General features: G+C 32.4%; 17 protein-coding genes and 1 other RNA gene. 15 read left to right on the forward strand and 3 right to left on the reverse strand.

The window, feature by feature from the left end; all coding sequences use genetic code 11:
• Entirely contained in the window at positions 1-3,099 is a 3,099-nt protein-coding gene (locus ACQY1Q_RS00670) for a SusC/RagA family TonB-linked outer membrane protein (RefSeq protein WP_431003348.1), read from the reverse strand.
• Between the two features lie 197 nt (positions 3,100-3,296).
• Between ACQY1Q_RS00670 and ACQY1Q_RS00675 the strand changes: the two genes are divergently transcribed.
• The 8 genes from ACQY1Q_RS00675 (at position 3,297) to ACQY1Q_RS00710 (ending at position 16,384) form a co-directional block, all read left to right on the forward strand.
• On the forward strand, positions 3,297-4,322 hold the full coding sequence (locus ACQY1Q_RS00675; RefSeq protein WP_431003349.1) for a LacI family DNA-binding transcriptional regulator: 1,026 nt from the start codon (positions 3,297-3,299) through the stop codon (positions 4,320-4,322).
• Positions 4,323-4,455: 133 nt separating this feature from the next.
• Positions 4,456-5,832 (forward strand): MFS transporter, encoded by a 1,377-nt coding sequence (locus ACQY1Q_RS00680; protein WP_431003350.1) that lies wholly within the window; start codon positions 4,456-4,458, stop codon positions 5,830-5,832.
• Positions 5,832-6,479 carry a beta-phosphoglucomutase gene (pgmB, locus tag ACQY1Q_RS00685; protein ID WP_431003351.1) on the forward strand — a complete coding sequence of 216 codons (648 nt, stop codon included), beginning with the start codon at positions 5,832-5,834 and terminating at the stop codon, positions 6,477-6,479. The genes ACQY1Q_RS00680 and pgmB overlap by 1 nt, the downstream gene beginning before the upstream one ends.
• A gap of 91 nt (positions 6,480-6,570) precedes the next feature.
• Positions 6,571-8,877, forward strand: a complete 2,307-nt coding sequence (locus ACQY1Q_RS00690) for a glycoside hydrolase family 65 protein (protein ID WP_431003352.1) — start codon at positions 6,571-6,573, stop codon at positions 8,875-8,877.
• A gap of 130 nt (positions 8,878-9,007) precedes the next feature.
• A complete protein-coding gene (locus ACQY1Q_RS00695) occupies positions 9,008-10,861 on the forward strand; it encodes a glycoside hydrolase family 13 protein (protein WP_431003353.1) in 1,854 nt (617 codons plus the stop codon).
• Between the two features lie 14 nt (positions 10,862-10,875).
• Positions 10,876-13,263 (forward strand): TIM-barrel domain-containing protein, encoded by a 2,388-nt coding sequence (locus ACQY1Q_RS00700; protein WP_431003354.1) that lies wholly within the window; start codon positions 10,876-10,878, stop codon positions 13,261-13,263.
• 2 nt (positions 13,264-13,265) lie between these two features.
• On the forward strand, positions 13,266-14,930 hold the full coding sequence (locus ACQY1Q_RS00705; protein WP_431003355.1) for an alpha-amylase family glycosyl hydrolase: 1,665 nt from the start codon (positions 13,266-13,268) through the stop codon (positions 14,928-14,930).
• 29 nt (positions 14,931-14,959) lie between these two features.
• Positions 14,960-16,384: an alpha-amylase family glycosyl hydrolase gene (locus ACQY1Q_RS00710; RefSeq protein ID WP_431003356.1), complete on the forward strand. Its 1,425-nt coding sequence runs from the start codon at positions 14,960-14,962 to the stop codon at positions 16,382-16,384.
• 25 nt (positions 16,385-16,409) lie between these two features.
• Here ACQY1Q_RS00710 and ACQY1Q_RS00715 read toward each other — a convergent pair whose 3' ends face one another.
• Positions 16,410-16,922 (reverse strand): hypothetical protein, encoded by a 513-nt coding sequence (locus tag ACQY1Q_RS00715; RefSeq protein WP_431003357.1) that lies wholly within the window; start codon positions 16,920-16,922, stop codon positions 16,410-16,412.
• Positions 16,923-17,104: 182 nt separating this feature from the next.
• On the opposite strand from ACQY1Q_RS00715, the gene ACQY1Q_RS00720 reads away from it, so the two are divergent.
• The 4 genes from ACQY1Q_RS00720 (at position 17,105) to ACQY1Q_RS00735 (ending at position 22,339) form a co-directional block, all read left to right on the forward strand.
• On the forward strand, positions 17,105-19,435 hold the full coding sequence (locus ACQY1Q_RS00720) for an ATP-dependent helicase (protein WP_431003358.1): 2,331 nt from the start codon (positions 17,105-17,107) through the stop codon (positions 19,433-19,435).
• A gap of 44 nt (positions 19,436-19,479) precedes the next feature.
• A complete protein-coding gene (locus ACQY1Q_RS00725) occupies positions 19,480-20,106 on the forward strand; it encodes a DUF4290 domain-containing protein (protein WP_431003512.1) in 627 nt (208 codons plus the stop codon).
• On the forward strand, positions 20,107-21,423 hold the full coding sequence (murA, locus tag ACQY1Q_RS00730; RefSeq protein ID WP_431003359.1) for a UDP-N-acetylglucosamine 1-carboxyvinyltransferase: 1,317 nt from the start codon (positions 20,107-20,109) through the stop codon (positions 21,421-21,423).
• Between the two features lie 151 nt (positions 21,424-21,574).
• Complete coding sequence (locus ACQY1Q_RS00735) at positions 21,575-22,339, forward strand: DUF6503 family protein (RefSeq protein ID WP_431003360.1); 765 nt, start codon at positions 21,575-21,577, stop codon at positions 22,337-22,339.
• Between the two features lie 63 nt (positions 22,340-22,402).
• Here the strand turns inward: ACQY1Q_RS00735 and ACQY1Q_RS00740 are convergent, their stop codons facing one another.
• Complete coding sequence (locus tag ACQY1Q_RS00740; protein WP_431003361.1) at positions 22,403-22,594, reverse strand: hypothetical protein; 192 nt, start codon at positions 22,592-22,594, stop codon at positions 22,403-22,405.
• Between the two features lie 202 nt (positions 22,595-22,796).
• Here ACQY1Q_RS00740 and ACQY1Q_RS00745 point away from each other — a divergent pair, with 202 nt between their 5' ends.
• The 3 genes from ACQY1Q_RS00745 to rnpB all read left to right on the forward strand — a co-directional run bounded on the left by ACQY1Q_RS00745 (position 22,797) and on the right by rnpB (position 25,336).
• Positions 22,797-23,357, forward strand: a complete 561-nt coding sequence (locus ACQY1Q_RS00745) for a nucleotide exchange factor GrpE (RefSeq protein WP_431003362.1) — start codon at positions 22,797-22,799, stop codon at positions 23,355-23,357.
• Positions 23,358-23,426: 69 nt separating this feature from the next.
• The gene (gene dnaJ, locus ACQY1Q_RS00750; RefSeq protein ID WP_431003363.1) at positions 23,427-24,548 is read left to right on the forward strand and encodes a molecular chaperone DnaJ; all 1,122 of its coding nucleotides are present in this window, start codon (positions 23,427-23,429) and stop codon (positions 24,546-24,548) included.
• A 481-nt stretch (positions 24,549-25,029) separates the two neighbouring features.
• Positions 25,030-25,336, forward strand: an RNA gene (rnpB, locus tag ACQY1Q_RS00755) — RNase P RNA component class A.
• Positions 25,337-25,505: the final 169 nt, after the last annotated feature.

Genomic DNA, 25,505 nt, shown 5'->3' on the forward strand with positions numbered 1-25,505 from the left:
TTAAAAATCCACATTTACACCAATTGTATAAGTTCTTGGTCTTGGATAGAAATTATTATCGATTGAATTAAAGTTTTCAGGATCTTGACCGGAATAGTTAGTAATAATAAACGGATTGGCTACGGAACTGTATAAACGAACTGTTCCTTTTTTAATTAACTGGTCAAAACGATACCCTAATACAATATTTTCACAACGTAAAAAGGTAGCATCTTCTAAATAGTAATCAGAAAACTTAACATTACCGTTTACGTTTACAAAGTTTACATCAGAAGCTCCGTTATAAAAATCAAGTACGTTAGTTAAACTGTTTGAGTTAACAGGCAAGGCTTTATCACTCCAACCATTGGTCAACTTTTTAGCATTGTAAACCAAGCCTCCTAACTGACCTCTGAAACTAGAGGTTATATCCCAGTTTTTATAAGTAAAGTTTAAGCCAAAACCATACGTCCAGTTAGGTCTTAACGCTTTGTAAAAACGATCATCATTATCTACAACACCATCACCGTTTAAATCGGCATGAGCTCCCCAAATTGGTTTTCCACTGGTATCATATAATTGTTTAAATACCCAAGCCGAATGTGCTTGATATCCTACAGGTGAGTACGCTAAATTAACTCCTGTTCCTATAGGTAATCCGCCATCTGGGGATTGGATTCTATTAATATCATTTAAACTAGTGATTTCTGTTTTGTTATAAGCTATATTGGTATTTATATCAAAACTAAATTGATCATTCTTGTACGGGGTAGCATTTAAGGCCAATTCAAACCCTTTAGAAGAAGTTTTACCTACATTTTTAGCAAAAAGATCTGTAAATCCTTGTCCTGGTCCTACTGGGGCCTCAACTAGTAAATCTGTTGTATTTCTCTTAAAGATATCAAAAGTACCTGAAATAGCATTGTTTAAAAATGCAAAATCAAGTCCTACGTTATAAGTAGTGGATTTTTCCCACGTAAGATTTTCATTAAAAGGAATGGCAGAATATATATTTACGCCATTTAAATACTGACTTGAAGCGTCTCCTTGAGAGAATAATGGAATAGACGGATAAAATCCTACCCCTCCTGTAATATCTTGCTGTCCGGTTTTACCCCAACCTAATCGTAATTTTAAGGTATTTATAAATTCAGCATTTTTTAAGAATTCTTCATCTTTAATCTTCCAAGCCAAAGCTGCTGCAGGAAAGTATCCCCAACGTTTTGATGGACGGAATAGAGAAGAACCATCAGCTCTTAAAGAGAATGTAAATAAATATTTATTAGCTAAATCAAAATTTGCTCTTCCAAAAAACGACTGTAAGTTTAACTCATTAAAGTATCGGTTAGTCGGATTCTGACGATTAAAAACTAATTCTCTGATACCTGTTACTGTATTATACATAAAAAGTTCTTTGGTTCCTTCATTTTTAAAGTTTTGATATGAATAACCTCCTTGTAATTCAACTTTAGAAACAAAACCATTTAATTTTTTAGCATATACTAAATAAGCATCTAAAGTTGTATTGGTAATGTTTTGATCTTCTGTATAGTTAACTCCGGGGTTAAATACAGCATTTGTGTTTGGATTTAGATTTGCTGCTTCAAATTTTCTAGTTGCCAACGCATTTTCAGTAAATTCTTCTTTAATTTTTGCTTTAGACGTTTCTAATCCTAAATTTAAAACAGCTCTTAATTCAGGTAAAAAAGGAGTGGTGTAGTCAAACTCTACATTTCCTAATAGTTTATACACTCTTTCAGGTCGTGAACGTTGCATTAATAAAGCTACCGGGTTGTACTGCCCACTAAGTTGTAATATTTGTCTACCATTATTATCAGGTTCAGTTAAAAAAGTGTCTTGATAAAAACCTCCAAAACCATTAGCACTGCTATCATAAATAGGTTTGGTTGGGTCCATATTAACAGCCCCTCCTAAAGCACCACCTTCATCAATAGCGTTTTTATCGGCATAAATTCCTTTTGCATTAATATCAACTTTTAACTTATCGTTCAAAAATTTAGGGGTTAATTTTAAAGCCAAAGAATAACGCTCATAATCGTTTGTTTTTACAATACCTTCACTTTTTGTATGACCAAAAGAAAAGCGTGCCGGTACTTTATTAAATAAAAAAGCTCTGGCACTAAAGTTAGTATTGGTAGATACCGAAGTTCTGTAAACAGCCTCTTGCCAATTGGTATCAGATAAAATACGTCCTTCAATTTGCGGGGTACTTAAATCATCAGTAGCTGTTGTTGTAGGATCATCAACACCTAATAAATTAGTATAGGTTGGGTGATAGGTTTGTATAAACTTTGTAAACTCACTACTATTCATTACATCCAACGTTCTTCCTACAACACCTATAGATACATTACTAGAAAAGTTGAATTTAACACCTCCGGTAGTTCCTTTTTTAGTCGTAATAATAATAACTCCGTTAGAAGCTCTGGAACCGTAAATAGCTGTTGCAGAAGCATCTTTTAAAATAGAGAAGTTTTCAATGTCATTTGGATTCACCAATGTTAAAGGGTTACTAACCCCGGCTGGATTTGTATTATCAACCGGTACACCATCAATTACAATAAGTGGGTTGTTATTTGCCGATAATGAAGAACCACCACGAATCCTAATGTTTGGAGCCGCATCCGGTTGTCCACCAGCTGTTGTAATTTTTACTCCTGGAACTTTACCTTGTAGTAATTGTTCTGCACCCACTACAGGAGTTTGATTAAAGTCTTTAGCACTAATAGAGGTAACAGATCCTGTTGCATCTCTTTTAGTTGTTGTTCCATACCCTACAACTACAACCTCTTCCAGTTGTTGTAGGTTTTCTTCCATAATAACTGTTATTCTAAAATTTGTACCAACGGTTACTTCTTTATCAATAAATCCAATAGAGCTAAAAACAAGAACATCTCCAGTTTTAACGTTTTCTAATTGAAATTTACCGTCAAAATCTGAAGATGTTCCTTTTATAGTTCCTTTAATAACTACATTAACTCCAGGAAGTCCTTCTCCTGTAGTTTTCTCTAATACTGTTCCGTTTAATTTTTGCTGAGCAAATAATTGGAAGGAAAACAGTAGTAGTATACCAGATAAAATTATTTTAAAATACTTCATCGTTTTAGATTAAAATACGTGTAAATTTGATATATGAGTTATCAATAATTTTACGTTCCACATTGTGAAGATAGCAATAAAAAACGCTCTGTAGACACCGTAAACACTACGAAAACGTTTTCGTGTTGATAACTTTTTTAACCTTATCTTAACACATTAGTAAAATAAGATTAAGAAAATTATCAGTTTTGTAAAATATGAAAACAAAAATTACCATTAAAATAATAGCTAAAGAACTAGGTGTTGCAACTTCAACCGTGTCAAAGGCTTTAAGAGATAGTCACGAAATTAGTCAGGAAACTAAAGATCGAATAAAAGCTTTTGCCGATTATTATAATTACCGACCTAATAATTTAGCATTGCAACTACGCAACCAAAAAACCAAAGTAATAGGAATTATTTTACCTCAAATAGTACATCATTTTTTCTCTACCGTTATTAAAGGTATAGAACATGAAGCTACCGAAAGAGGATATAATATTATGGTTTGTTTTTCTAATGACCTGGAAAAAAAGGAAGTAGAAACAATTGAGGTGTTAACCAACGGAAGTGTTGACGGGTTGTTAGTTTCATTAGCTAAAGAAACTTTGGAAAAAGGGAATTTTACGCATTTTCAAAAACTAATTGATGCCAATATACCTTTGGTGCTTTTTGACAGAACACATAATTCTTTATCGTGCGATAAAGTAACCGTTGATGATGTTGGTGCCGGTTATAAAGCTACAAGATACCTAATAGATTCTGATTGCCAAAGAATAGGAATTTTAACTACTCCGGAACATGTTACTGTAGGGTTAGATAGATTATTAGGTTATGAAAGAGCCTTGAAAGAACAGGGAAGGGCAGTAGAAGCATCTTTAATTGTAAAAATAGACGAAGAACAAGATATTAAAGCTCAAATAGAAACCTTATTTGAAGAAAAAATAGATGCTGTTTTTGCGGTGAATGAAATTTATGCTGCTTTAGCCATTAGAGTAGCTAAAGAAAAAAAATTACGTATTCCGGAAGATGTATCTATCATAGGTTTTACAGATGGTTTAATATCGGAATATGCTTCTCCGTCAATATCAACTGTAGCTCAACATGGTTTTACTATGGGGAAACAAGCGGCAGAAATGTTAATTGACAGAATTGAGAATAATGAAGAAGATATAAGACCGCAAACTAAAGTAATATCAAGTAACTTAAAAATAAGAGAATCAAGCCGATTTTTAGAAAAATAATATTTTTTTCTTTGGTATAAAGAAAAAATGATATATTTACCCCACTGAAAATGACTTATCAATAATTTTCTTTCCACGCATTAAGTTAGATAAGTCGTAGCGCTTATCGTAGTATTAACTAATAATTACGATAATGAACAAGCGTAAATTAAATTTCTGGGAAATCTGGAATATGAGTTTTGGGTTTCTGGGAATTCAGTTCGGATTCGCCTTACAAGGAGGCTTCATGTCACGAATTTTTCAAACGTTAGGTGCAGGTAAAGAAGATATACCTCTTTTATGGATTGCCGCTCCTTTAACAGGGTTAATTGTACAACCTATCATAGGCTATTTGAGTGATCGAACTTGGAGTCCTAAATGGGGAAGAAGAAGACCTTACTTTTTATTAGGAGCTATTCTAAGCTCTTTAGCATTGTTTTTTGTACCTCATTCTTCTGCTTTATGGGTAGCGGCCGGATTTTTATGGATTTTAGATGCGTCTATAAACATATCTATGGAGCCTTTCAGAGCTTTAGTGGCTGATAAATTACCGGACTCACAGCGTTCATACGGCTTTGTTGTACAAACTTTAATTATTGGAATAGGTACGTGGGTTGCAAGTAATTTACCTTGGTTTGTTTCTAAACTAGGTGTAAGTGATGCTGCTGAATCAGGTGTTGTTCCTATGTCTGTAAAAATAGCTTTTGCTATTGGAGCTTTTGTTTTTTTATTAAGCATTCTGTATACCATTTTTACTACTTCAGAATACCCCCCGGAAGATATGGAAGAGTTTGAAAAGGAAAAAGCTAAAAAAAATCAATTCATTTCAGACATTGTAAACAACATAGGAAGTATGCCTTTAACTATGAAAAGACTGGGAGTTATTCAGTTTTTTAGCTGGTTTGCTTTCTTTACAATGTGGAGTATGGCCAACCCGGCGCTTACTGAACATGTATTTAATACTCCTGCTCCGGTAGAAGCAAATTATGATATGAGCATTCCTGAACAAAAAGAAGCTTTTGATACGGCTAATACCGCTTTTCAAAAATCTTCCAATTCAGTAGGCTCGTATATGGGGGTTTACGGACTTTCATCTATGGCTTTTGCTTTATTATTAGTAATGTACACCTCTAAACGAAGAATTAACAGAAAGTATGTACATATGTTTTCATTAATTCTAGGAGGAATAGGATTCATTCTTATGAAATACATTCCTTCTCATGAATACTTAACAGTATCTTTTATTTTAATAGGTTTTTCTTGGGGTAGTATTTTGTCAATGCCATATGCTATGCTATCAAGCTCTGTAAATCCTAAAAAGATGGGAGTTATCATGGGAATATTCAACATGTTTATTGTTATTCCTCAAATTATAGCAGCCATAGGAGGTGTGAATTTTGTTTCAAATCTATTTGGAGAAGAAGCTATAAATGCCATGATGGTTGCCGGTTTAAGCTTAATAATAGCCGGATTATGCAACTTTTTAATTACCAACAAAAACGCAATTACTTACCAGCCGGAAACTGAATAATGAATACGAGAGGATTTATTTTTGATTTAGACGGTGTGATCGTTGACACTGCTAAATATCATTTTTTAGCCTGGAAAAAACTGGCAAATGATATAGGAATAGATTTTACACACGAGCAAAACGAACAATTAAAAGGAGTAAGTCGTGTAAAATCATTAGAAAAAATTTTAAGCTGGGGAAATAAGGTAATCTCAGAAGATAAATTTATGGAACTCATGGGAAAGAAAAATGATGATTACTTGAGTTACATAGCACAAATGGATGCACACGAAATTTTGCCGGATGTTCCAAAAATACTAACCTATTTAACAGATAATAAAATTCCCGTTGCTTTAGGATCTGCCAGTAAAAATGCAAGAGCAATACTTCAAAAAGTAAACTTAATTACTCAATTCAATGCTATTGTAGATGGTAATGATGTTACTAAAGCAAAACCAGACCCGGAAGTGTTTTTAACTGCTGCGCAAAAGTTGGGCATAGCTCCTGAAAATTGTGTAGTATTTGAAGATTCTTTAGCAGGCATTCAAGCTGCTAAAAATGCAAACATGGTAGCTATAGGTATTGGAGAGACTGCTATTTTAAATGAAGCAGATTTTGTTTTCAAAGATTTTACAGAAATAGATCTTCAATTCATAGCTCAATTGTAAAAACAGCCTACTAACAAATAAGGTGTTTAATATAGTAATAGAAACAAACAACATTGAAAAGAACTTTTCTTTTTTAAAATAAAGAATAAAAATGAATCAGAATTATATCATCCCCAATGAGTGGAGTATTGTAGAAGAAGGATTTGATACAAGCAGAGTAAAATCGTCTGAAAGTCTTTTTAGCATTGGTAACGGTGCAATGGGACAAAGAGCTAATTTTGAAGAAGATTATTCAGGAGCTACATTTCAAGGAAGTTATATTGCGGGGGTATATTACCCGGATAAAACCAGAGTTGGATGGTGGAAAAACGGATATCCTGAATATTTCGCAAAAGTATTAAATGCTCCTAACTGGATAGGAATTCACATAAGTATTAATGGTGAAATGTTAGATTTAGCTACCTGTAAACAAGTAACCGATTTTAGAAGAGAACTTAACATGAAAGAAGGTTGGTTGTCCAGAAGTTTCCAAGCTACCTTACCAACCGGCATGGAAGTAAAAGTAAGTTCAAAACGTTTTTTAAGTTTACATTTAGATGAAATAGGCGCTATAGAATATTCTGTAATCCCTTTAAACCAGTCGGCAACTATTGAGTTTTCACCCTATATCGATGCAGGAATAACCAATGAAGACAGTAATTGGGATGATAAGTTTTGGGAAATAGTAAGTATTTCTTCTGAAGAACAACAAGCTTTTATTCATACCCATACCATGAAAACAGCATTTCATGTATGTACTTTTATGGAATCTAAAGTATATGTCGATTCCCATAAAAACGATCAGATTCCGGTTAAGAATAGTAGTGATAATAAAATATCATTTACATATAAAGTTCAGGTAGAACCGAATCAAAAAGCGACGTTATATAAGTTTGCAGGGTATACTGTTGACAGAAATCATGATAGAAATAACTTAATACCAGCTGCTAAATCAGTACTTGAACAAGCTACTAATTTTGGTTTTGAAGATTTATTGACTCTTCAAAAACAATCATGGGCAAAGATTTGGGATACGGCAGATATTACCATTTCCGGAGACGTAAAAGCGCAGCAAGGTATTCGTTTTAATATTTTTCAATTAAATCAAACCTATTTAGGTACAGATGCACGCTTAAATATAGGGCCTAAAGGTTTTACAGGTGAAAAATACGGAGGAAGTACGTATTGGGATACTGAAGCTTATTGCTTACCATTTTATATGGCAACAAAAGAGCAAAATGTAGCCAGAAATTTATTAGAATATCGTTATCATCATTTAGAAAGAGCCATAGAAAATGCTGAAAAATTAGGTTTTAGTGGCGGTGCAGCTTTATATCCTATGGTAACCATGAATGGGGAAGAGTGTCATAATGAATGGGAAATTACGTTTCAGGAAATTCATAGAAATGCCGCTATAGCTTTTGCTGTTTTTAACTATTATCGTTATACAGGTGATTACAGTTATATTCCTGAAAAAGGATTGGAAGTATTGATAGGAATTGCTCGTTTTTGGCAACAAAGAGCCAGTTATTCTGCACAAAAAAAACAATACGTTATTTTAGGGGTTACCGGTCCTAACGAATATGAAAATAATATTAATAATAACTGGTACACTAATTATGCAGCAAAATGGTGTATTGAATATGCGTTGGAAAATTTAAGCAAAGTAGCTCAGGAATATTCATCTGATTACGAAAGAATCATCAAAAAAACACAACTTACAAATACAGAATTAGCAAAATGGAAAGAGGTAGCTGAAAATATGTACTACCCGTATTCTGAAGAGCATAATGTGTATTTACAACAAGATGGTTTTTTAGATAAAGAATTAATTACGGTAGCTAATTTAGATAAAGCACACAGACCTATCAACCAAAAGTGGAGTTGGGATAGAATTTTGCGATCTCCTTATATAAAACAAGCGGATACTTTACAAGGTTTTTATTTTTTTGAAGATGACTTTACCCTAGAGGAATTAGAACGTCATTTTGATTTTTATGAACCGTATACAGTACATGAAAGTTCATTATCTCCTTGTGTTCATAGTATTCAGGCTGCTAAATTAGGAAGAATGGACCAAGCCTATACTTTTTATCTAAGAACTTCTCGTTTAGATTTAGATGATTATAATAAGGAAGTAGAAGAGGGCTTGCATATTACCTCAATGGCAGGTACATGGATGAGTATCGTTGAAGGTTTTGGCGGAATGCGAGTAAAAAATAATGTATTAAGTTTTTCTCCGCAAATACCAAAACAATGGAAAGCCTACTCATTTAAAGTAAACTTTAGAGGTCAAACACTTAAAGTATCTGTATACCAAGATGACGCCCAATTTGAATTGGAAGGAAGTAAAGAATTAGAAATCTTGGTTAATAACAAAACAATTATTGTTCCCCCTAATAATTTGATTACAGTTTAATCAACACAATCCTTACAGCTTTAATGCTGTGAGGATTCTTCTTTTTATGAAAAAAAACATTCTATATATCATTTTACTCTTAAGCTTCTCTTGTTCAAATCAAAAGAAACAAGACACAGTTATAACTACAATGACTGATACATCTTTTGCTGAAATTGAACGAGTAGAGCCTCCAAATTGGTGGATTGGATTTAAAAATACTGGGTTACAATTATTAGTAAAAGAAGATAGGATTGCTAACTATGAAGTAACTATTAATTATGAAGGAGTTAAAGTTACAAGTGTAACTAAAGGTGATAGTGAAAATTATGTATTTATTGATTTAAGTATTCATAAGAATACGAAACCCGGAACGTTTACTATTACTTTTAAAGATAAGGAAGGAAAAGAGAAAAAACATAACTATGAATTAAAAAAAAGAATACAACCAGCTAACGACTACAAGGGTTTTGATAGTACTGATGCTATCTATTTAATTACCCCGGATCGTTTTTCAAATGGTAACATAGCTAATGATAAAATAGCAGGTTTAAAAGAACAAAAAGTAGATAGGACTCATGACTATATGAGACATGGAGGTGATATTGAGGGAATTATAAATCACATAGAGTATATTAAAGATTTAGGGTTTACTACTGTGTGGCCAACTCCGTTATTGCTAAATGATATGAAAGAAAGTTCGTATCATGGATATGCTATTACAGATTATTATAAGGTAGATCCACGATTCGGAACTTTAAAAGACTATAAAAAATTAGCGCAAGAATTAGCAAAAAGAGACATGAAATTAATCATGGATCAAGTAGCAAATCATTGTGGCTTGTACCATTGGTGGATGAATGATTTGCCTTTTAAAGATTGGCTAAATTATCAAAAACAATATGAAGAATATAAAGATACTTGGTCATGGAAAAATGTAATTGTTTCTAACCATAGAAGAACGACCAATCAAGATATTTACGCTTCAACATTTGACAAAAATCGCAACACAAAAGGATGGTTTGTTGCCGAAATGCCCGATTTAAACCAGCGAAATCCTTTTATGGCAAACTATATCATTCAAAACAGTATTTGGTGGATAGAAACGTTGCAATTAGGAGGAATAAGACAAGATACCTATCCGTATCCGGATAAAGAGTTTATGGCAAAATGGTCTCAGTCAATTATGAATGAATACCCTAATTTTACAATTGTAGGTGAAGAGTGGAGTTACAATCCGTTATTAATTGGTTACTGGCAAAAAGGAGCTATTAATAAAGACGGGTATGTATCTGATTTAAAATCTACCATGGATTTTGCCATGCAAAAAAATAGTGTAGAAGCATTAAACGAAGAAGAAGGTTGGAACAAAGGATTGATTAAAATGTATGAAGGATTGGCAAATGACTTTCATTACGCTTCCCCTGAAAACATTATGATTTTTCCTGACAATCATGATATGAGTAGAATTTTTACACAGTTAAAAGGTAATTTTACAAACACAAAAGCTGCTTTAAGCTACTTGTTGGTTTTACCTAGAATTCCTCAATTGTATTACGGAACAGAAATTTTGATGAATGATTTTGAAAAACCGGGAGACCACGGGTTGGTTCGTTCAGATTTTCCTGGAGGTTGGAATAACGATACAGTAAATGCTTTTACAGGAAAAGGATTGTCTGAGCAACAAAAAGAAATGCAAGAATATGTAAAGAAGCTGTTAAACTACCGCAAAAAAAGCAAGGCTATTCATAAAGGAACTACTATTCATTTTGCCCCTGAAGAAGGTGTGTATGTACTATTCAGAAAATTTGAAAAAGAAACTGTTATACATATCATCAATAAAAATGATAAGAATTACAGATTAAACCTGGCTCGTTTTCATGAAATTGGTTTATCCGGTAAATCCCTAAGAAACATAATAACAAATGAATCAGTTGTTTGGAATGAATTTTTAGAACTTTCTCAAAACGGAAGTATTATTTTAACAACTGATCTTGAAAATTAAAGATAGAATTATTAATGAAAAGATATTTACTAATACTATTATTACTTAGCTCATTAACTATAACGAGTCAAAATACTAAACGTATAGTTAACCAAGTAACATGGGATAAAGAAAATATACTTACTGTAAAAGTTAATGACGGTACGTATCGCATACAATTTTATACGCCGGAAATTGTAGAAACAACGTTTATTCCTGAAGGTCAGAAATTCATAAAAAAATCACATGCAGTTGTTTTAGTTCCTAAACACATTAAAACAAAACTAGAAAAAGAAAAAACATTCATTTCTTTTAAAGCTAAGCAAGGCATTACAGTAAACATTCAAAAATCTCCTTTTAAAATTTCTTATTTCTATGAAGGAAAAGAATTAACGTCTGAAAAAGAAGGATATACACAACAAAAAGACGGAGAGAGCATTCAATTAAATCTTACTCCGAATGAAGTTTTATATGGAGGAGGAGCCAGAGCATTAGGAATGAATAGGAGAGGATACCGATTACAATTATATAACAGGGCTCACTATGGATATGAAACGCATTCAGAATTAATGAACTATACGATGCCTGTGGTCATTTCTTCTAAAAAATACATGCTTCATTTTGATAATGCTCCTATTGGTTTTTTAGATTTAGATAGTCAAAAGAACAATACACTGACTTATGAAACCATTTCAGGTCGAAAAACCTATCAGGTTATTGCCGGAAAAACATGGATGGATGTTATAGATAATTATACCGAACTAACAGGAAAGCAACCTATGATACCCCGATGGGCATTAGGAAATTTCTCTAGTAGATTTGGATATCACTCTCAAAAAGAAGTTGAAAATACCATTCAAAAATTTCAAGATGAACAAATTCCTGTAGATGCTATCATTTTAGATTTATATTGGTTTGGTAAAGACATCAAAGGTACTATGGGTAATTTAGAAGTTTTTAGAGACTCTTTCCCTGATTTTGAAGGAATGATTAAACGATTAAAAGAAAAAGGAGTAAAAACCATTACTATAACAGAACCCTTTGTATTAACCACTTCAACTAAATGGAAGGAAGCCGTTGAAAAAGATATTTTAGCTAAAGATTCTGAGGGTAATCCTGCCAAATATGACTTTTATTTTGGAAACACCGGTATTATAGATATTTATAAACCGGAAGGAAAACAATGGTTTTGGTCTGTATATGAAAAATTAGCCCAAAAAGGAGTTGCAGGAGTTTGGGGCGATTTAGGAGAACCGGAAGTTCATCCTGATTGGGTTAAACACGCAACAGGTACTGCAAATGAAGTTCATAATATTTATGGACATGATTGGGCCGGATTAGTAGCTGAAGGTTATCAAAAGAAATTTCCAACAACACGCCCATTTATATTAATGCGAGCAGGATATTCCGGATCACAACGATATGGTATGATACCTTGGTCAGGAGATGTCAACAGAACTTGGGGCGGATTATACAGACAACCGGAAATAGCGTTACAAATGGGAATGCAAGGCTTAGGATACATGCATTCAGATTTAGGTGGTTTTGCAGGAGCTAATTTAGATGATGAGTTGTATGTACGTTGGTTACAATACGGTGTTTTTCAACCCATATTCAGACCTCATGCGCAAGAAGAAGTAGCTTCTGAACCTGTTTTCAGATCAGAAGAAGCCAAAAGCAGGGCTGAAAAAGCCATTGAATTACGATACCAATTATTACCTTATAATTATCATTTAGTGTATGAAAATCACACCAAAGGAACCCCTTTAATGCGTCCTTTATTTTTTGAGTTTCCTAACAAAGAAACAGATACTTTGGCCTCAACTTATTTATGGGGTAACGATTTTTTAATAAGCCCGCAAATTTTAAAAGAGACTCATAAACATAAAGTTTACATTCCCAAATCAACGGTGTGGTTTGATTTCTATAGAGATGAAAGGGTAGTAGGCACTGGATTACAGCCGTCTATATCTCCTAAAAAGTATAGTATTCCTACGCTAGTTAGAGCAGGAGCTTTTATTCCAATGGCTCCTTTAGTTCAAAATACAGAACAATACAATGCTAATGTATTGGATATTCATTACTATCATGATACTACAGTGCAATCAAGTAATCGTACATTGTATAATGATGACGGAAAAACCGCCAAAGCTTTTGAAAAAGATGCTTACGAATTAGTTACATTCAATAGCAAATACAAAAATGACTGTTTACAAATAAAAATGAATGCATACATAGGAAAGCAATATCAGACTCAAGACAAACAGTACACTTTTGTCATACATAACATAACAATGGTGCCTAAAAACATAACGATTAATGGTAAAAAAGTAGGCATAACCTGGAACTCAACTAAAAAAACAGTAACCATACCAACTCATTGGAATACTAAAACAACCCAAACAATTAAATTAAAATTTTAGACATGAAAAGAATATCAATTTTTCTGCTATTACTACTGCTAATTGTTAGTTGTAAAAAAAATACAATTTCAAAAAATATGGAGTTGAATGAAAAAGCAAAACAACCTTTTGTTTGGGAAGGTGCTAATCTATATTTTTTATTAACGGATAGGTTTCATAATGGAAACCCAAGTAATGACATCAATTTTAACCGAGATAAAAAAACCGGAAAATTAAGAGGATTTACAGGAGGAGATTTAAAAGGAATCACGCAAAAAATTGAAGAAGGTTATTTTACAGATTTAGGAATTAATGTTATTTGGATGACTCCGATTGTTGAACAAATTCATGGAGAAGTAAATGAAGGTTCAGGAGTAACTTATGGTTTTCATGGATATTGGACGAAAGATTGGACGCAAATAGATCCTAATTTCGGAACCAAAGAAGAATTACATGAACTCGTTAAAACAGCTCATAAAAAAGGAATAAAGATTTTATTAGATGCCGTTATAAATCACACAGGTCCTGTTACAGAACAAGATCCTGTTTGGCCATCAGAATGGGTGCGTACAAGTCCGCAATGCACATACGATTCTTATGAAAATACAATAAGCTGCACCTTAGTTAAAAACCTCCCTGATATTAAGACAGAAAGTGATAATGAAGTAGCTTTACCCCAAATGTTAGTTGAAAAATGGCAAAAAGAAGGTAGATACGAACAAGAAATAAAAGAATTAAATCATTTTTTTGAAAGAACCGGATACCCTAGAGCTCCGCGTTTCTATATCATGAAATGGTTAGCAGATTATATTGAAGAATTTGGAATAGATGGGTATAGAGTGGATACTGTTAAACATGTAGAAGAAAATGTATGGCAAGAATTCAGAAAGGTGTGTAATACTGCTTTTGAACACTATAAAGAACAACACCCTGAGCATACTTTAGAAGAATCTTTTTATTTAGTTGGTGAAGTTTACGGCTATGGAATTAGCGGAGGAACGTTTTATAATTTTGGCGATAAAAAAGTAAACTATTTTGACAAAGCTTTTAACAGTTTAATAAACTTTGAGTATAAATGGAACGCTAAAGAATTACCTGATTATGAGCATTTATTTTCAAAGTACGACAGTTTATTAACCAACAATTTAAAAGGTTATGGAGTCCTAAACTATATGGCATCACACGATGATGGACTTCCCTTTGATGCGAAAAGAATAAAACCGCATGAAACAGCTACTAAACTCTTACTAACTCCCGGAACTTCTCAAATTTATTATGGAGATGAAATAGCGCGTCCTTTAGAAATCGAAGGAGCAGAGGGAGATGCCAATTTACGCTCTTCAATGAATTGGGAAACATTACAGGAAACTAACATACAAAAAGTGTTAACTCACTGGCAAAAATTAGGTCAATTTAGAGCAAAACACCCCGCAATTGGTGCAGGAAAACACCAACTAATTACCATATCTCCTTATACTTTTAAAAGAACCTTTGAAAGTAAAGACTATAAAGATGAAGTAATTATAGGGTTAGAAATGCCCCTTGGAATTAAAGAAATAGAAGTTTCTTCCGTTTTTAAAGACGGAACAGAAGTAACCGATGGGTACTCTGGACAAGCAACCAAAGTGGTACAAGGAACCATAAAAATTGACAGTCCTTACAAGCTCGTTTTAATTGAAAAAAAGTAACGTATAATCATATAATCCATTAGATATAGATGAAAAGAATAACTCTATTATTTTTAAGCTTTCTAATTGTTTCACTTTCGTGTAAGAAAGCTGTTAAAGAAGATACAGAAAAGATAACAGTTCCTAAAACTGCTATGGCTTTATCAGATGAAGAGCTGGAAAATGCTGTCATTTATGAAGCTAACATTCGTCAATATTCAAAAGAAGGAACCTTTAATGAATTCACTAAAGACATTCCGCAGTTAAAAGAATTAGGAGTAAAAATAATTTGGTTAATGCCGGTTTTTCCTATTTCTGAAGCAAAACGAAAAGCAACAGGCGATAAGTTTGCTTCTGAATTTCCGGAAGAAGAACGTAAAAAGTACTTAGGGAGTTACTATGCAGTGTCTGATTTTAAAAAAATAAACCCTGAATTTGGTACTATAGAGGACTTTAGAAAATTAGTAAAAACAGCCCATGAAAATAACATATACGTAATTTTAGATTGGGTGCCTAATCATACCGGTTGGGATCATACTTGGATTAAAGAACATCCTGAGTTTTATACTAAAAATGCACAAGGTGAAATTACCGATCCGTTAAATGAAGACGGAACTCCGGTAGGTTGGCAAGATGTAGCCGATTTGAATTACGATAATAAAGACCTGAGAAAAACCATGGTAAATGACATGTTATATTGGGTAACCAATGAAGGTGTTGATGGCTTTCGTTGTGATGTAGCCGGTTCAGTACCTACCGATTTTTGGAAAGATGCAATACCACAAATTCGTGCAAAAAAAAATGTTTTTATGTTAGCAGAAGCATGGGAACCTGAGCTTTTAAAAGAAAATCTTTTTGACATGGCTTATGGCTGGGACAGACATCATGCTATGAATCATATAGCAAAAGGGGAGAAGAGTGTAACTGAATGGGATGAAAAGTATACCAAAGATTCAGCACGATATGAGCCTAATGATATTTTAATGACTTTTGTAACCAATCATGATGAAAATTCATGGAATGGAACTGTCAATGAAAGAATGGGAGATGCTTGGGAAGTATTTACCGTGTTAAGTTATGTAGCTCCGGGAATGCCTTTGATTTATTCGGGTCAAGAATATGGATTAAACCACCGATTAAAGTTTTTTGAAAAAGATGAAATTCCTCATACCAAAGGAAAAGCTTGGAAACTCTTACAAAAGTTAGGTGACTTAAAAGCTGAAAATAAAGCGCTTAACGGTGGTAAAAATGCAGCAACTTATACAAGATTTAAGTCAAATGAAAATGTATTGTTTTTCAAAAGAAACAAAGGAGATGATGAAATAGTATTTATTGCCAATCTATCATCTACGCCTGTAACGCAAGCTTTAGAACTCAATAAGTCGTATAAAGACTATTTTTCAAACCAAGAATATAAACCAAGTGATAAAGAAATTTCTTTACAACCTTGGGAATATAAGGTGTTAGTGAAATAAAAAAAGGACTCAAATGAGTCCTTTTTTATAAAAGCTTTTTAACTTCTTGTTTCAAAAATGCTACTACAGTTTCTGTAGGATTTTCTTCTTTGGTATAATTGATTAAAACCTTTTCACGAAGCTCAATAGCTGTTTCAGAGGTTTCAGAAATTTTTCTAAGTTTAGCTATAATTGCTAACTTGGTAGCAACAACTGCTTTCCAACTATCATCAGAAATATATAATTGTTGTACTAAATTATGTTCAAATTCTTGTTCTATATTAGCAATAAGTAAATGTAAATAGCTTTCGGTTTTATCGCCTATAGGGTTAACACGAATTAAAAGTTTAACGGGGTTAATACGTTCACAAAATAATAACATCCGTTCATACGCTTGTAATTTAATAGGCAAACTTTCTTTTTTCTTTTCTAATAAAGCAGCGAATTTCTTTTCATTATTATCCTGTTTAATAAAGGCACTTAAAATATAGTAAGCAACTCCCCCTGTTACTAAAGCAGGCAAAACATAGGCCAAACCTTCTACTATTTTATCTTCCATGATTAATTTATAACTTGTAACAAGTGCTAATATACAATCTTTATTAAAACTAAATATAAAAACAAAAAAAAGAGCTTTTACAGTAAAAAATAAACTGTGAATAAAAAAGTGGCAACATATTTTATAAAACCTAAAAGAATGGTTAATTTTCCAGTCTAAAAATTCTTTCAATCTAATTTTCATTGAATACTTATTTAGAGCAACTTAACGAACCACAGAGAGCGGCTGTTTTACAAAAAGACGGACCGATGATTATCATTGCAGGAGCAGGATCGGGAAAAACCCGTGTATTAACCTATAGAATTGCTCATTTAATGCAGCAAGGAGTAGATTCTTTTAATATACTTTCATTAACGTTTACTAATAAAGCAGCGCGTGAAATGAAAGAGCGTATTGCTTCAGTAGTAGGGTATAGTGAAGCAAAAAACTTATGGATGGGAACTTTTCACTCGGTTTTTGCACGTATTTTAAGAGCAGAAGCAGATAAATTAGGATACCCTTCTAACTTTACTATTTATGATACGCAAGATGCTGTTCGATTAATTACTTCTATTATTAAAGAAATGAACTTAGATAAAGAGCGCTATAAGCCTAAACAAGTTCTGAGCAGAATTTCTTCTTTTAAAAACAGTTTAATAACTGTTAGAGCTTATTTTAATAATTCAGATTTACAGGAAGCTGATTTACAAGCCAGCAGACCAAAAATAGGAGAGATTTATAAAGAGTATGTAGATAGATGTTTCAGATCAGGAGCAATGGATTTTGATGACTTACTATTACGTACTAATGAATTACTGGCTCGTTTTCCGGAAGTATTAGCTAAATATCAAGATAGATTTAGGTATATAATGGTAGATGAGTACCAAGATACCAACCATTCTCAATATTTAATTGTTAGAGCTTTAGCAGATCGTTTCCAAAATATTTGTGTGGTGGGAGATGATTCTCAGAGTATTTATAGTTTCCGTGGAGCAAACATTAATAATATTTTAAATTTCCAAAGAGATTATTCAGATGCTAAAACTTTCAAACTTGAACAAAATTACCGTTCAACCGGAAACATAGTAGAGGCAGCAAATAGTGTTATTGATAAAAATAAAACCAAATTAGATAAAGAAGTTTGGACCGCTAATGAAGCCGGTGAAAGTATAAAAATTATGCGTTCAATATCTGATGGGGAAGAAGGACGCTTTGTAGCACAATCTATTTGGGAAAACCAAATGAATCATCAGTTGACAAACAATGACTTTGCTATTTTATACAGAACCAATGCCCAATCGAGAGCTATAGAAGATGCTTTACGAAAGAAAGATATTAAATACAAGATTTACGGAGGTATATCATTTTACCAACGTAAAGAAATAAAAGATCTGTTATCTTATCTTCGTTTACTCATCAATCCAAATGATGAAGAGGCGTTAGTTCGTGTTATTAATTATCCTGCCAGAGGAATTGGAGCAACAACCATTGATAGATTAGTAGTAGCCGCTAACCATTACAAAAAATCAATTTTTGAAATAATTCAAAACCTTGATAAAGTTGATATTAAGCTTACACAAGGAACTAAAAGTAAGCTGGAAGGTTTTTTAATTATGATTCAACGATTACAAGTTGAAGCACAAACCAAAAATGCCTTTGAAGTAGCCGATTTAGTGGTAAAGCAAACTCAATTAGTACGTGATTTACAAAAAGATGGTACTCCGGAAGGCATTAATAAGGTTGAAAACGTTCAGGAATTACTCAATGGTATTAAAGACTTTATTACCGATAGAATTGAAACCGGTGAAGATGCTTCATTAACAGCCTTTTTAGAAGATGTTGCATTAGCTACTGATTTTGACAGTGAAAAAGATGATACGCCAAGAGTATCGTTAATGACTATTCACTTATCTAAAGGATTAGAATATCCTTACGTATATATTGTTGGTTTAGAAGAAAACCTGTTTCCTTCTGCAATGAGCATGAATACCCGAAGTGAATTGGAAGAAGAAAGAAGGTTATTTTATGTAGCACTTACCAGAGCTGAAAAAGTGGCATATCTTACATATGCACAAACAAGATACCGTTGGGGAAAACTAACAGATGGAGAACCTAGCCGTTTCTTAGAAGAAATAGATGAAAACTTTGTAGAATATTTAGCCCCCAAAGTACCGGAATCTGTAGCTAACAGATTTATTGATGCCAGTTTATTTGAAGATGATTCACCTTCTAAAATTCGTTTTCAAAAACCTATTCAAAAGAAAAGAAAAGAGTTCTTAGATAAAAAAGAGAAAAGTGTTGGTATTCCTCCAAAAAGTAAATTAAAAAAAGTATCAGAAACCTCGTCTGCTAAAATTAACTTATTTGATGGAGACATTATAGTAGGTAATATTGTTGAGCACAATAGATTTGGTACTGGTAGAGTAGTAGCTTTAGAAGGAAAAGGGCCAAATAAAAAAGCTGAAATTGAATTTGGAACAGTAGGAAAGAAAAAATTATTATTACAGTTTGCAAAATTAAAAGTAATAGGATAAGTAATTAATTATTATTACTATTTTGCGTTAACATAAAAACGAAAATTATGTTTGATTTAGAATACAACTCAGAGAGAGAAACATTAATCATTCCAGAATACGGAAGACATATACAAAAGTTAGTAAATCATTGTGTAGCATTAGAAGATAGAGAAGAAAGAAACACAATGGCACAAGCAATAATTAATGTAATGGGAAATTTACAACCTCATTTACGTGATGTACCTGACTTTAAACATAAATTATGGGATCAACTTCATATTATGGCCAGCTTTAAGTTAGATGTAGATTCCCCCTACGAAACACCATCAAAAGAAGAGCTAACCGAAAAACCTACTAAATTAGACTATCCAAAATCGGCTTCTAAATATCGTTTTTACGGAACCAATATTCAAACCATGATAGATGTTGCCTTAACATGGGAAGATGGTGACATGAAAGAAGCTTTAATATTTACAATAGCTAATCATATGAAAAAATGCTATTTAAATTGGAACAAAGATACTGTTGAAGATACCGTTATATTAGACCATTTATACGAATTGTCCGGAGGAAAAATAGATATGAGAAGTGTAGAAGAAGAACTTTCTGATAGTAAAAACCTATTAAGAAAGCGAAACAATCAAGGGCAAAAAGCAAAACCAATCAATAAGAAAAACAGAAAAAAATAAATGGCATCATTTAAAATAGAAGGTGGTCATAAATTAAAAGGCTCAATAACTCCCCAAGGAGCAAAAAACGAAGCTTTACAGGTTATCTGTGCAGTATTGCTAACACCGGAAAAAGTAATTATAAATAATATCCCTGACATTCTTGATGTTAACAAACTTATTTTCATTTTAGGAGAATTAGGAGTAAAAACTGAAAAATTAGCCCCCAATTCCTATAGCTTTCAAGCAGATGATATTAATTTAAAATATCTTGAAAGTGCCGATTTTAAAAGAGATGGAAGCTCTTTAAGAGGTTCTATTATGATTGTAGGACCTTTGTTAGCCCGATTTGGAAAAGGGTATATACCAAGACCCGGAGGTGATAAAATAGGAAGACGTAGATTAGATACTCACTTTGAGGGATTTATAAATTTAGGAGCTAAGTTTAGATACAATAAAGAAGAATATTTTTACGGAGTAGAAGCTGATAATGGTTTACAAGGAACTCATATGCTACTTGATGAAGCTTCAGTTACCGGTACTGCTAATATTATAATGGCAGCCGTATTAGCCAAAGGAACAACAACTATATATAATGCAGCTTGTGAACCGTATATTCAACAATTATCAAAAATGTTGAATAGTATGGGAGCTAAAATTACAGGTGTTGGATCTAATTTATTAACTATAGAAGGAGTTGAACAGCTAGGTGGATGTGAGCATACTATTTTACCTGACATGATTGAAATAGGAAGCTGGATAGGAATGGCTGCTATGACACGTTCAGAATTAACGATTAAAAATGTAAGTTGGAAAGACTTAGGCCAAATTCCTAATGTATTTAAAAAGTTAGGAATTCAACTAGAAAAAAAAGGAGATGATATCTACATCCCTGAACAAGAAAGCTATGAAATTCAAAACTATATAGATGGTTCTGTACTAACGGTTGCTGATGCCCCTTGGCCGGGATTCACACCAGATTTATTAAGCATCGTTTTGGTAGTCGCAACTCAAGCAAAAGGAACAGTGTTGATCCATCAAAAAATGTTTGAAAGTCGTTTGTTCTTTGTTGATAAGTTGATCGACATGGGAGCTAAAGTTATTTTATGTGATCCGCATAGAGCAACAGTTATAGGACATGATTTTGAAAGCCAATTAAAAGCAACAAAAATGACTTCTCCGGATATAAGAGCCGGTATTTCATTATTAATAGCAGCTTTATCCGCAAAAGGCACAAGTATTATCCATAATATTGAACAAATCGATAGAGGATATGAAAACATAGAAGGACGTTTACGTGCCATCGGTGCTAAAATTGAGAGAATAGAAGAAAATTAAAATACTTTCTTTAAAAAATATAAAAGCCGAAAAGTTTAGATTTTTCGGCTTTTTGCTATTTAGAAAACATTGTTGTAAAAAAGATGCATAAAAATTGTAAGCACTGTAGTTTTTTGACGACACTAGAAACTCAAATTTTAAGTAAAAAAAAATGAAAAAATTCATGACACTGGTTATCTTATTACAAATAACCATCCTTTTTAGTCAGGAAAAAGCGCAAAATTTTATAACCTCAATAGAAAAAGCACATCATAAAGATGTTTTTATGAGTCAAAAATATCTTAGGTATTCTATAGATATTGTTTTTGGAGGACAACAACATTTAAAAGGAACGATAACACAAGAACCTGGAGGAGGGAAAATCAAAATAGAAAAAGAAGACGGGTCAAAAATTATTTTTAATGGTAAAGAAGTATTTGCTTTAGGGATTAGAGATAGCGATATGGCTACGGCTCGTTTTGATATTTTTACTTGGGCTTATTTTTTAGGTTTACCATATAAATTAAATGATGAAGGAACTATTTGGTCTGATTTTAATGAAAATAAATGGGGAAGTAAGAAAATCCCAACAGGAAAACTAACTTTTAAAGCAGGAACAGGAGATGCTCCAGATGATTGGTATATTATTTATAAAAATCCAAAAAACAATATGCTTAATGGAGCAGCCTATATTGTTACATTTGGAAAAGGAAAGAAAAAAGCTGAAGAAGAACCTCACGCTATTAAATATAATGACTTTCAATTAATAAACACGATACCTATTGCAACACATTGGACTTTTCACTTATGGTCTTTAAAAGAAGGATACCAAAAAATTATTGGAGAAGTTAAGCTGTCAAATATCTCATTTATAGATACAGCCAATTTTGAAATACCTGAAAAAGCTCAAAAAGTAAATACGATTGAGGTAGAGTAAACTATAACAAATAAAAAAAGCTGTTACTAAAAGTAACAGCTTTTTAAAAAGTTTTTTAAACTTTTACATTTCTTCTTGACAAGTATATTCTTGTGTACAAGCAAAATATTGGTGACAGTATAAAGGACCTGTTACTCTTCCAGCACAGTCACATCCACATTTGCTAAGATCAATAGCAATACCACCAGTTAAATTTTTTTGTTGTTCTTTTGATAAAATTGAAACACCCGAAATGTTTAAAAAATTTTTTCTCATAGTTTTACGAGGGACTTTTAAATTAATATTTTAGTTAAATTTCTTTAAAAGTATAAAAATCGAGTGGTAAATAAAACACTATAATCTAAAAAAAATGTTAAAAAAATACAACGCTTTTATCTAATGTCAATATGTCATTATTTATGTATTGGCAATATTCTTGCTAAAGTAAATAATGAAAAATTAAAGAAACGATTTACAAATGAGTAAAGATCAATATACAAAAGAAGACGAGATTAAGGATGCTATTGATAATTCCGAATTAGAACAAACTGCGGAAGTAGCTCAGGAAAACACAGAAAAAAATGAAGAAGAAAAGCCTTCTACAGAAGATTTACTTCAAGTAGAGAAGGACAAGTATTTACGTTTATTTGCAGAGTTTGAAAACTACAAAAAACGTACAATGAAAGAAAGAATCGAACTCTTTAAAACAGCCAGTCAAGAATTAATGACAGCTTTACTGCCAATTATGGATGATTTTGACAGAGGATTGGCAGAAATAAAAAAATCAGAAGACACGGAACTATTAAAAGGAATGGAACTTATTAATACCAAGTTTAAAAACATATTAGTTCAAAAAGGATTAACAGAAATAGACGTGAAAGCAGGTGATGACTTTGATTCTGAAATTCACGATGCTATAACACAAATACCGGCACCTTCAGATGATTTAAAAGGAAAAATTATTGATTGTGTGGAGAAAGGATACAAATTAGGTGATAAAATTATACGTTACCCAAAAGTAGTTATGGGACAAGCGTAAACAATTAATAATTCAATTATCAATTACCAATTAGAAATTGTTAATAGTTAATTGTCAATTGACACAAATATGGCGAAACAAGATTATTACGAAATATTAGGAATAACAAAATCAGCATCACAAGCAGAAATTAAAAAAGCCTATAGAAAAATGGCTATTAAATATCATCCGGATAAAAACCCGGATAATAAAGATGCTGAAGAAAAATTCAAATTAGCGGCTGAAGCGTACGAAATCTTAAGTGATGAAAACAAAAAAGCACGTTATGATCAGTATGGTCATGCAGCTTTTGAAGGAGGTCATGGCGGATTTGGTGGTGGCGGTATGAATATGGATGATATATTCAGCCAATTTGGTGATATCTTTGGAGGAGCGTTTGGAGGCGGATTCGGTGGTTTTGGCGGAGGTCAACGTCAAGCTAGAGTTAAAGGTAGCAACTTACGTATACGAGTAAAACTAACCTTAGAAGAAATTGCTAAAGGTGTAGAGAAAAAAGTTAAAGTTCGTAGAAAAATTCAGGCAGACGGGGTTACTTATAAAACATGTTCAACCTGTAATGGTAGCGGACAACAAATGCGTGTTACCAATACTATATTAGGTAGAATGCAAACAGCTACTACTTGTGGTACATGTCATGGAGCCGGAGAAATTTTAGATAAAAAACCATCCGGAGCAGATGCTCAAGGAATGATTATTAAAGAAGAAACCGTATCTATTAACATTCCTGAAGGGGTTACAGAAGGAGTTCAATTAAAAGTTGGAGGAAAAGGTAACGAAGCACCGGGTAAAAATTCTATAGCAGGTGACTTATTAGTTTTAATAGAAGAAGTACCACATGAAACGTTAAAAAGAGAAGGAAGTAATATTCATTACGATTTATATGTAAGCTATTCTGAAGCAGTTTTAGGAACATCAAAAGAAATAGATACTGTAAACGGAAAAGTTAAAATAAAAATTGACCCGGGAACACAATCGGGTAAAATATTACGTTTAAAAGGAAAAGGGCTACCTAGTATAGAACATTACGGTACCGGAGACTTCTTAATACATGTTAATGTTTGGACTCCACAAGAATTAACAAAAGAACAAAGAAAGTTTTTTGAACAAATGTTAAATGATGAAAACTTTAATCCTAACCCTCAAAAATCAGACAAGTCATTTTTTGAGAAAGTGAAAGATATGTTTTCATAAATAGAATAAAAAAATCTAAAAATTTTATAAGCCACTCAGAAAAAGAGTGGTTTTTTATTTTTAATAAAAAACTGAAAATGAATATTATAAAAATAATAGTTATTTCTATGTGAATAAAAAGGCTAAAAAACATCTAAAAATTAAGATACATAAAAAATATTTTTTATATTTGTAACATCTAGGAGACGTCCTAGATACTTTTTCTTTTTCATAGCAATTTTCCCACTCAATCTTTTGAGTGGGTTTTTTTATGCTTTTTGTCTAAATAGTAAAAATATTGATAGGCTTTTGTACGGAATGCTACTTTCTGTAAAACAAAATAATTAATAAAAAAATGAAATAAATTTTTAAAAAATATAAAAAATGTTTTTTATATTTGTAGCGTCTAGGAGACGTCCTAGATACTTTTTCTTTTTCATAGCAATTTTCCCACTCAATCTTTTGAGTGGGTTTTTTTATGAAGGAAGACAATAAAAGAATATTAGCAGCTCTATCTTATCGACTTATTTAATTAAGTAGGAAAGTCCGGGCACCGTAGAGTAGCATAGCGGATAACATCCGTCCAGTGTAAACTGAGGACAAGTGCAACAGAAAGAATGTACAGGTTAAGCTGTAGTGAAACCAGGTAAACTCTATGCGGTGAAATGCCACGTATATTAGAGATTGAGTGTTACTCGCACGATTCTAAGGGGTAGGCAGATTGATCTTAATAGTAATGTTAAGACTAGATAAATGATAAGAGCCTTTTTATAAGGATACAGAACCCGGCTTATTGAGCTGCTTTTTATTTTTTAGATTAAACTACTTTTATTTACTAAAAACCATACTATTAAGAAACGTTACCTTGTAAACCTCAATTTAAAACTACGTAAAAAATTAACATTTTATCTATTTAAAATTAACAAATACTTATTTTATTAATTTTAATTTACATAATTTCTATTAATATCAACGCTT

Source organism: Tenacibaculum sp. TC6, from assembly GCF_050606265.1.
Lineage (GTDB): Bacteria > Bacteroidota > Bacteroidia > Flavobacteriales > Flavobacteriaceae > Polaribacter.

Bases quoted from the DNA above. Each gene is read 5' to 3' on its own strand.
- ACQY1Q_RS00670 (WP_431003348.1), bottom strand. From the start codon at position 3,099: ATGAAGTATTTTAAAATAATTTTATCTGGTATACTACTACTGTTTTCC.
- ACQY1Q_RS00675 (WP_431003349.1), top strand. From the start codon at position 3,297: ATGAAAACAAAAATTACCATTAAAATAATAGCTAAAGAACTAGGTGTT.
- ACQY1Q_RS00680 (WP_431003350.1), top strand. From the start codon at position 4,456: ATGAACAAGCGTAAATTAAATTTCTGGGAAATCTGGAATATGAGTTTT.
- pgmB (WP_431003351.1), top strand. From the start codon at position 5,832: ATGAATACGAGAGGATTTATTTTTGATTTAGACGGTGTGATCGTTGAC.
- ACQY1Q_RS00690 (WP_431003352.1), top strand. From the start codon at position 6,571: ATGAATCAGAATTATATCATCCCCAATGAGTGGAGTATTGTAGAAGAA.
- ACQY1Q_RS00695 (WP_431003353.1), top strand. From the start codon at position 9,008: ATGACTGATACATCTTTTGCTGAAATTGAACGAGTAGAGCCTCCAAAT.
- ACQY1Q_RS00700 (WP_431003354.1), top strand. From the start codon at position 10,876: ATGAAAAGATATTTACTAATACTATTATTACTTAGCTCATTAACTATA.
- ACQY1Q_RS00705 (WP_431003355.1), top strand. From the start codon at position 13,266: ATGAAAAGAATATCAATTTTTCTGCTATTACTACTGCTAATTGTTAGT.
- ACQY1Q_RS00710 (WP_431003356.1), top strand. From the start codon at position 14,960: ATGAAAAGAATAACTCTATTATTTTTAAGCTTTCTAATTGTTTCACTT.
- ACQY1Q_RS00715 (WP_431003357.1), bottom strand. From the start codon at position 16,922: ATGGAAGATAAAATAGTAGAAGGTTTGGCCTATGTTTTGCCTGCTTTA.
- murA (WP_431003359.1), top strand. From the start codon at position 20,107: ATGGCATCATTTAAAATAGAAGGTGGTCATAAATTAAAAGGCTCAATA.
- ACQY1Q_RS00735 (WP_431003360.1), top strand. From the start codon at position 21,575: ATGAAAAAATTCATGACACTGGTTATCTTATTACAAATAACCATCCTT.
- ACQY1Q_RS00740 (WP_431003361.1), bottom strand. From the start codon at position 22,594: ATGAGAAAAAATTTTTTAAACATTTCGGGTGTTTCAATTTTATCAAAA.
- ACQY1Q_RS00745 (WP_431003362.1), top strand. From the start codon at position 22,797: ATGAGTAAAGATCAATATACAAAAGAAGACGAGATTAAGGATGCTATT.
- dnaJ (WP_431003363.1), top strand. From the start codon at position 23,427: ATGGCGAAACAAGATTATTACGAAATATTAGGAATAACAAAATCAGCA.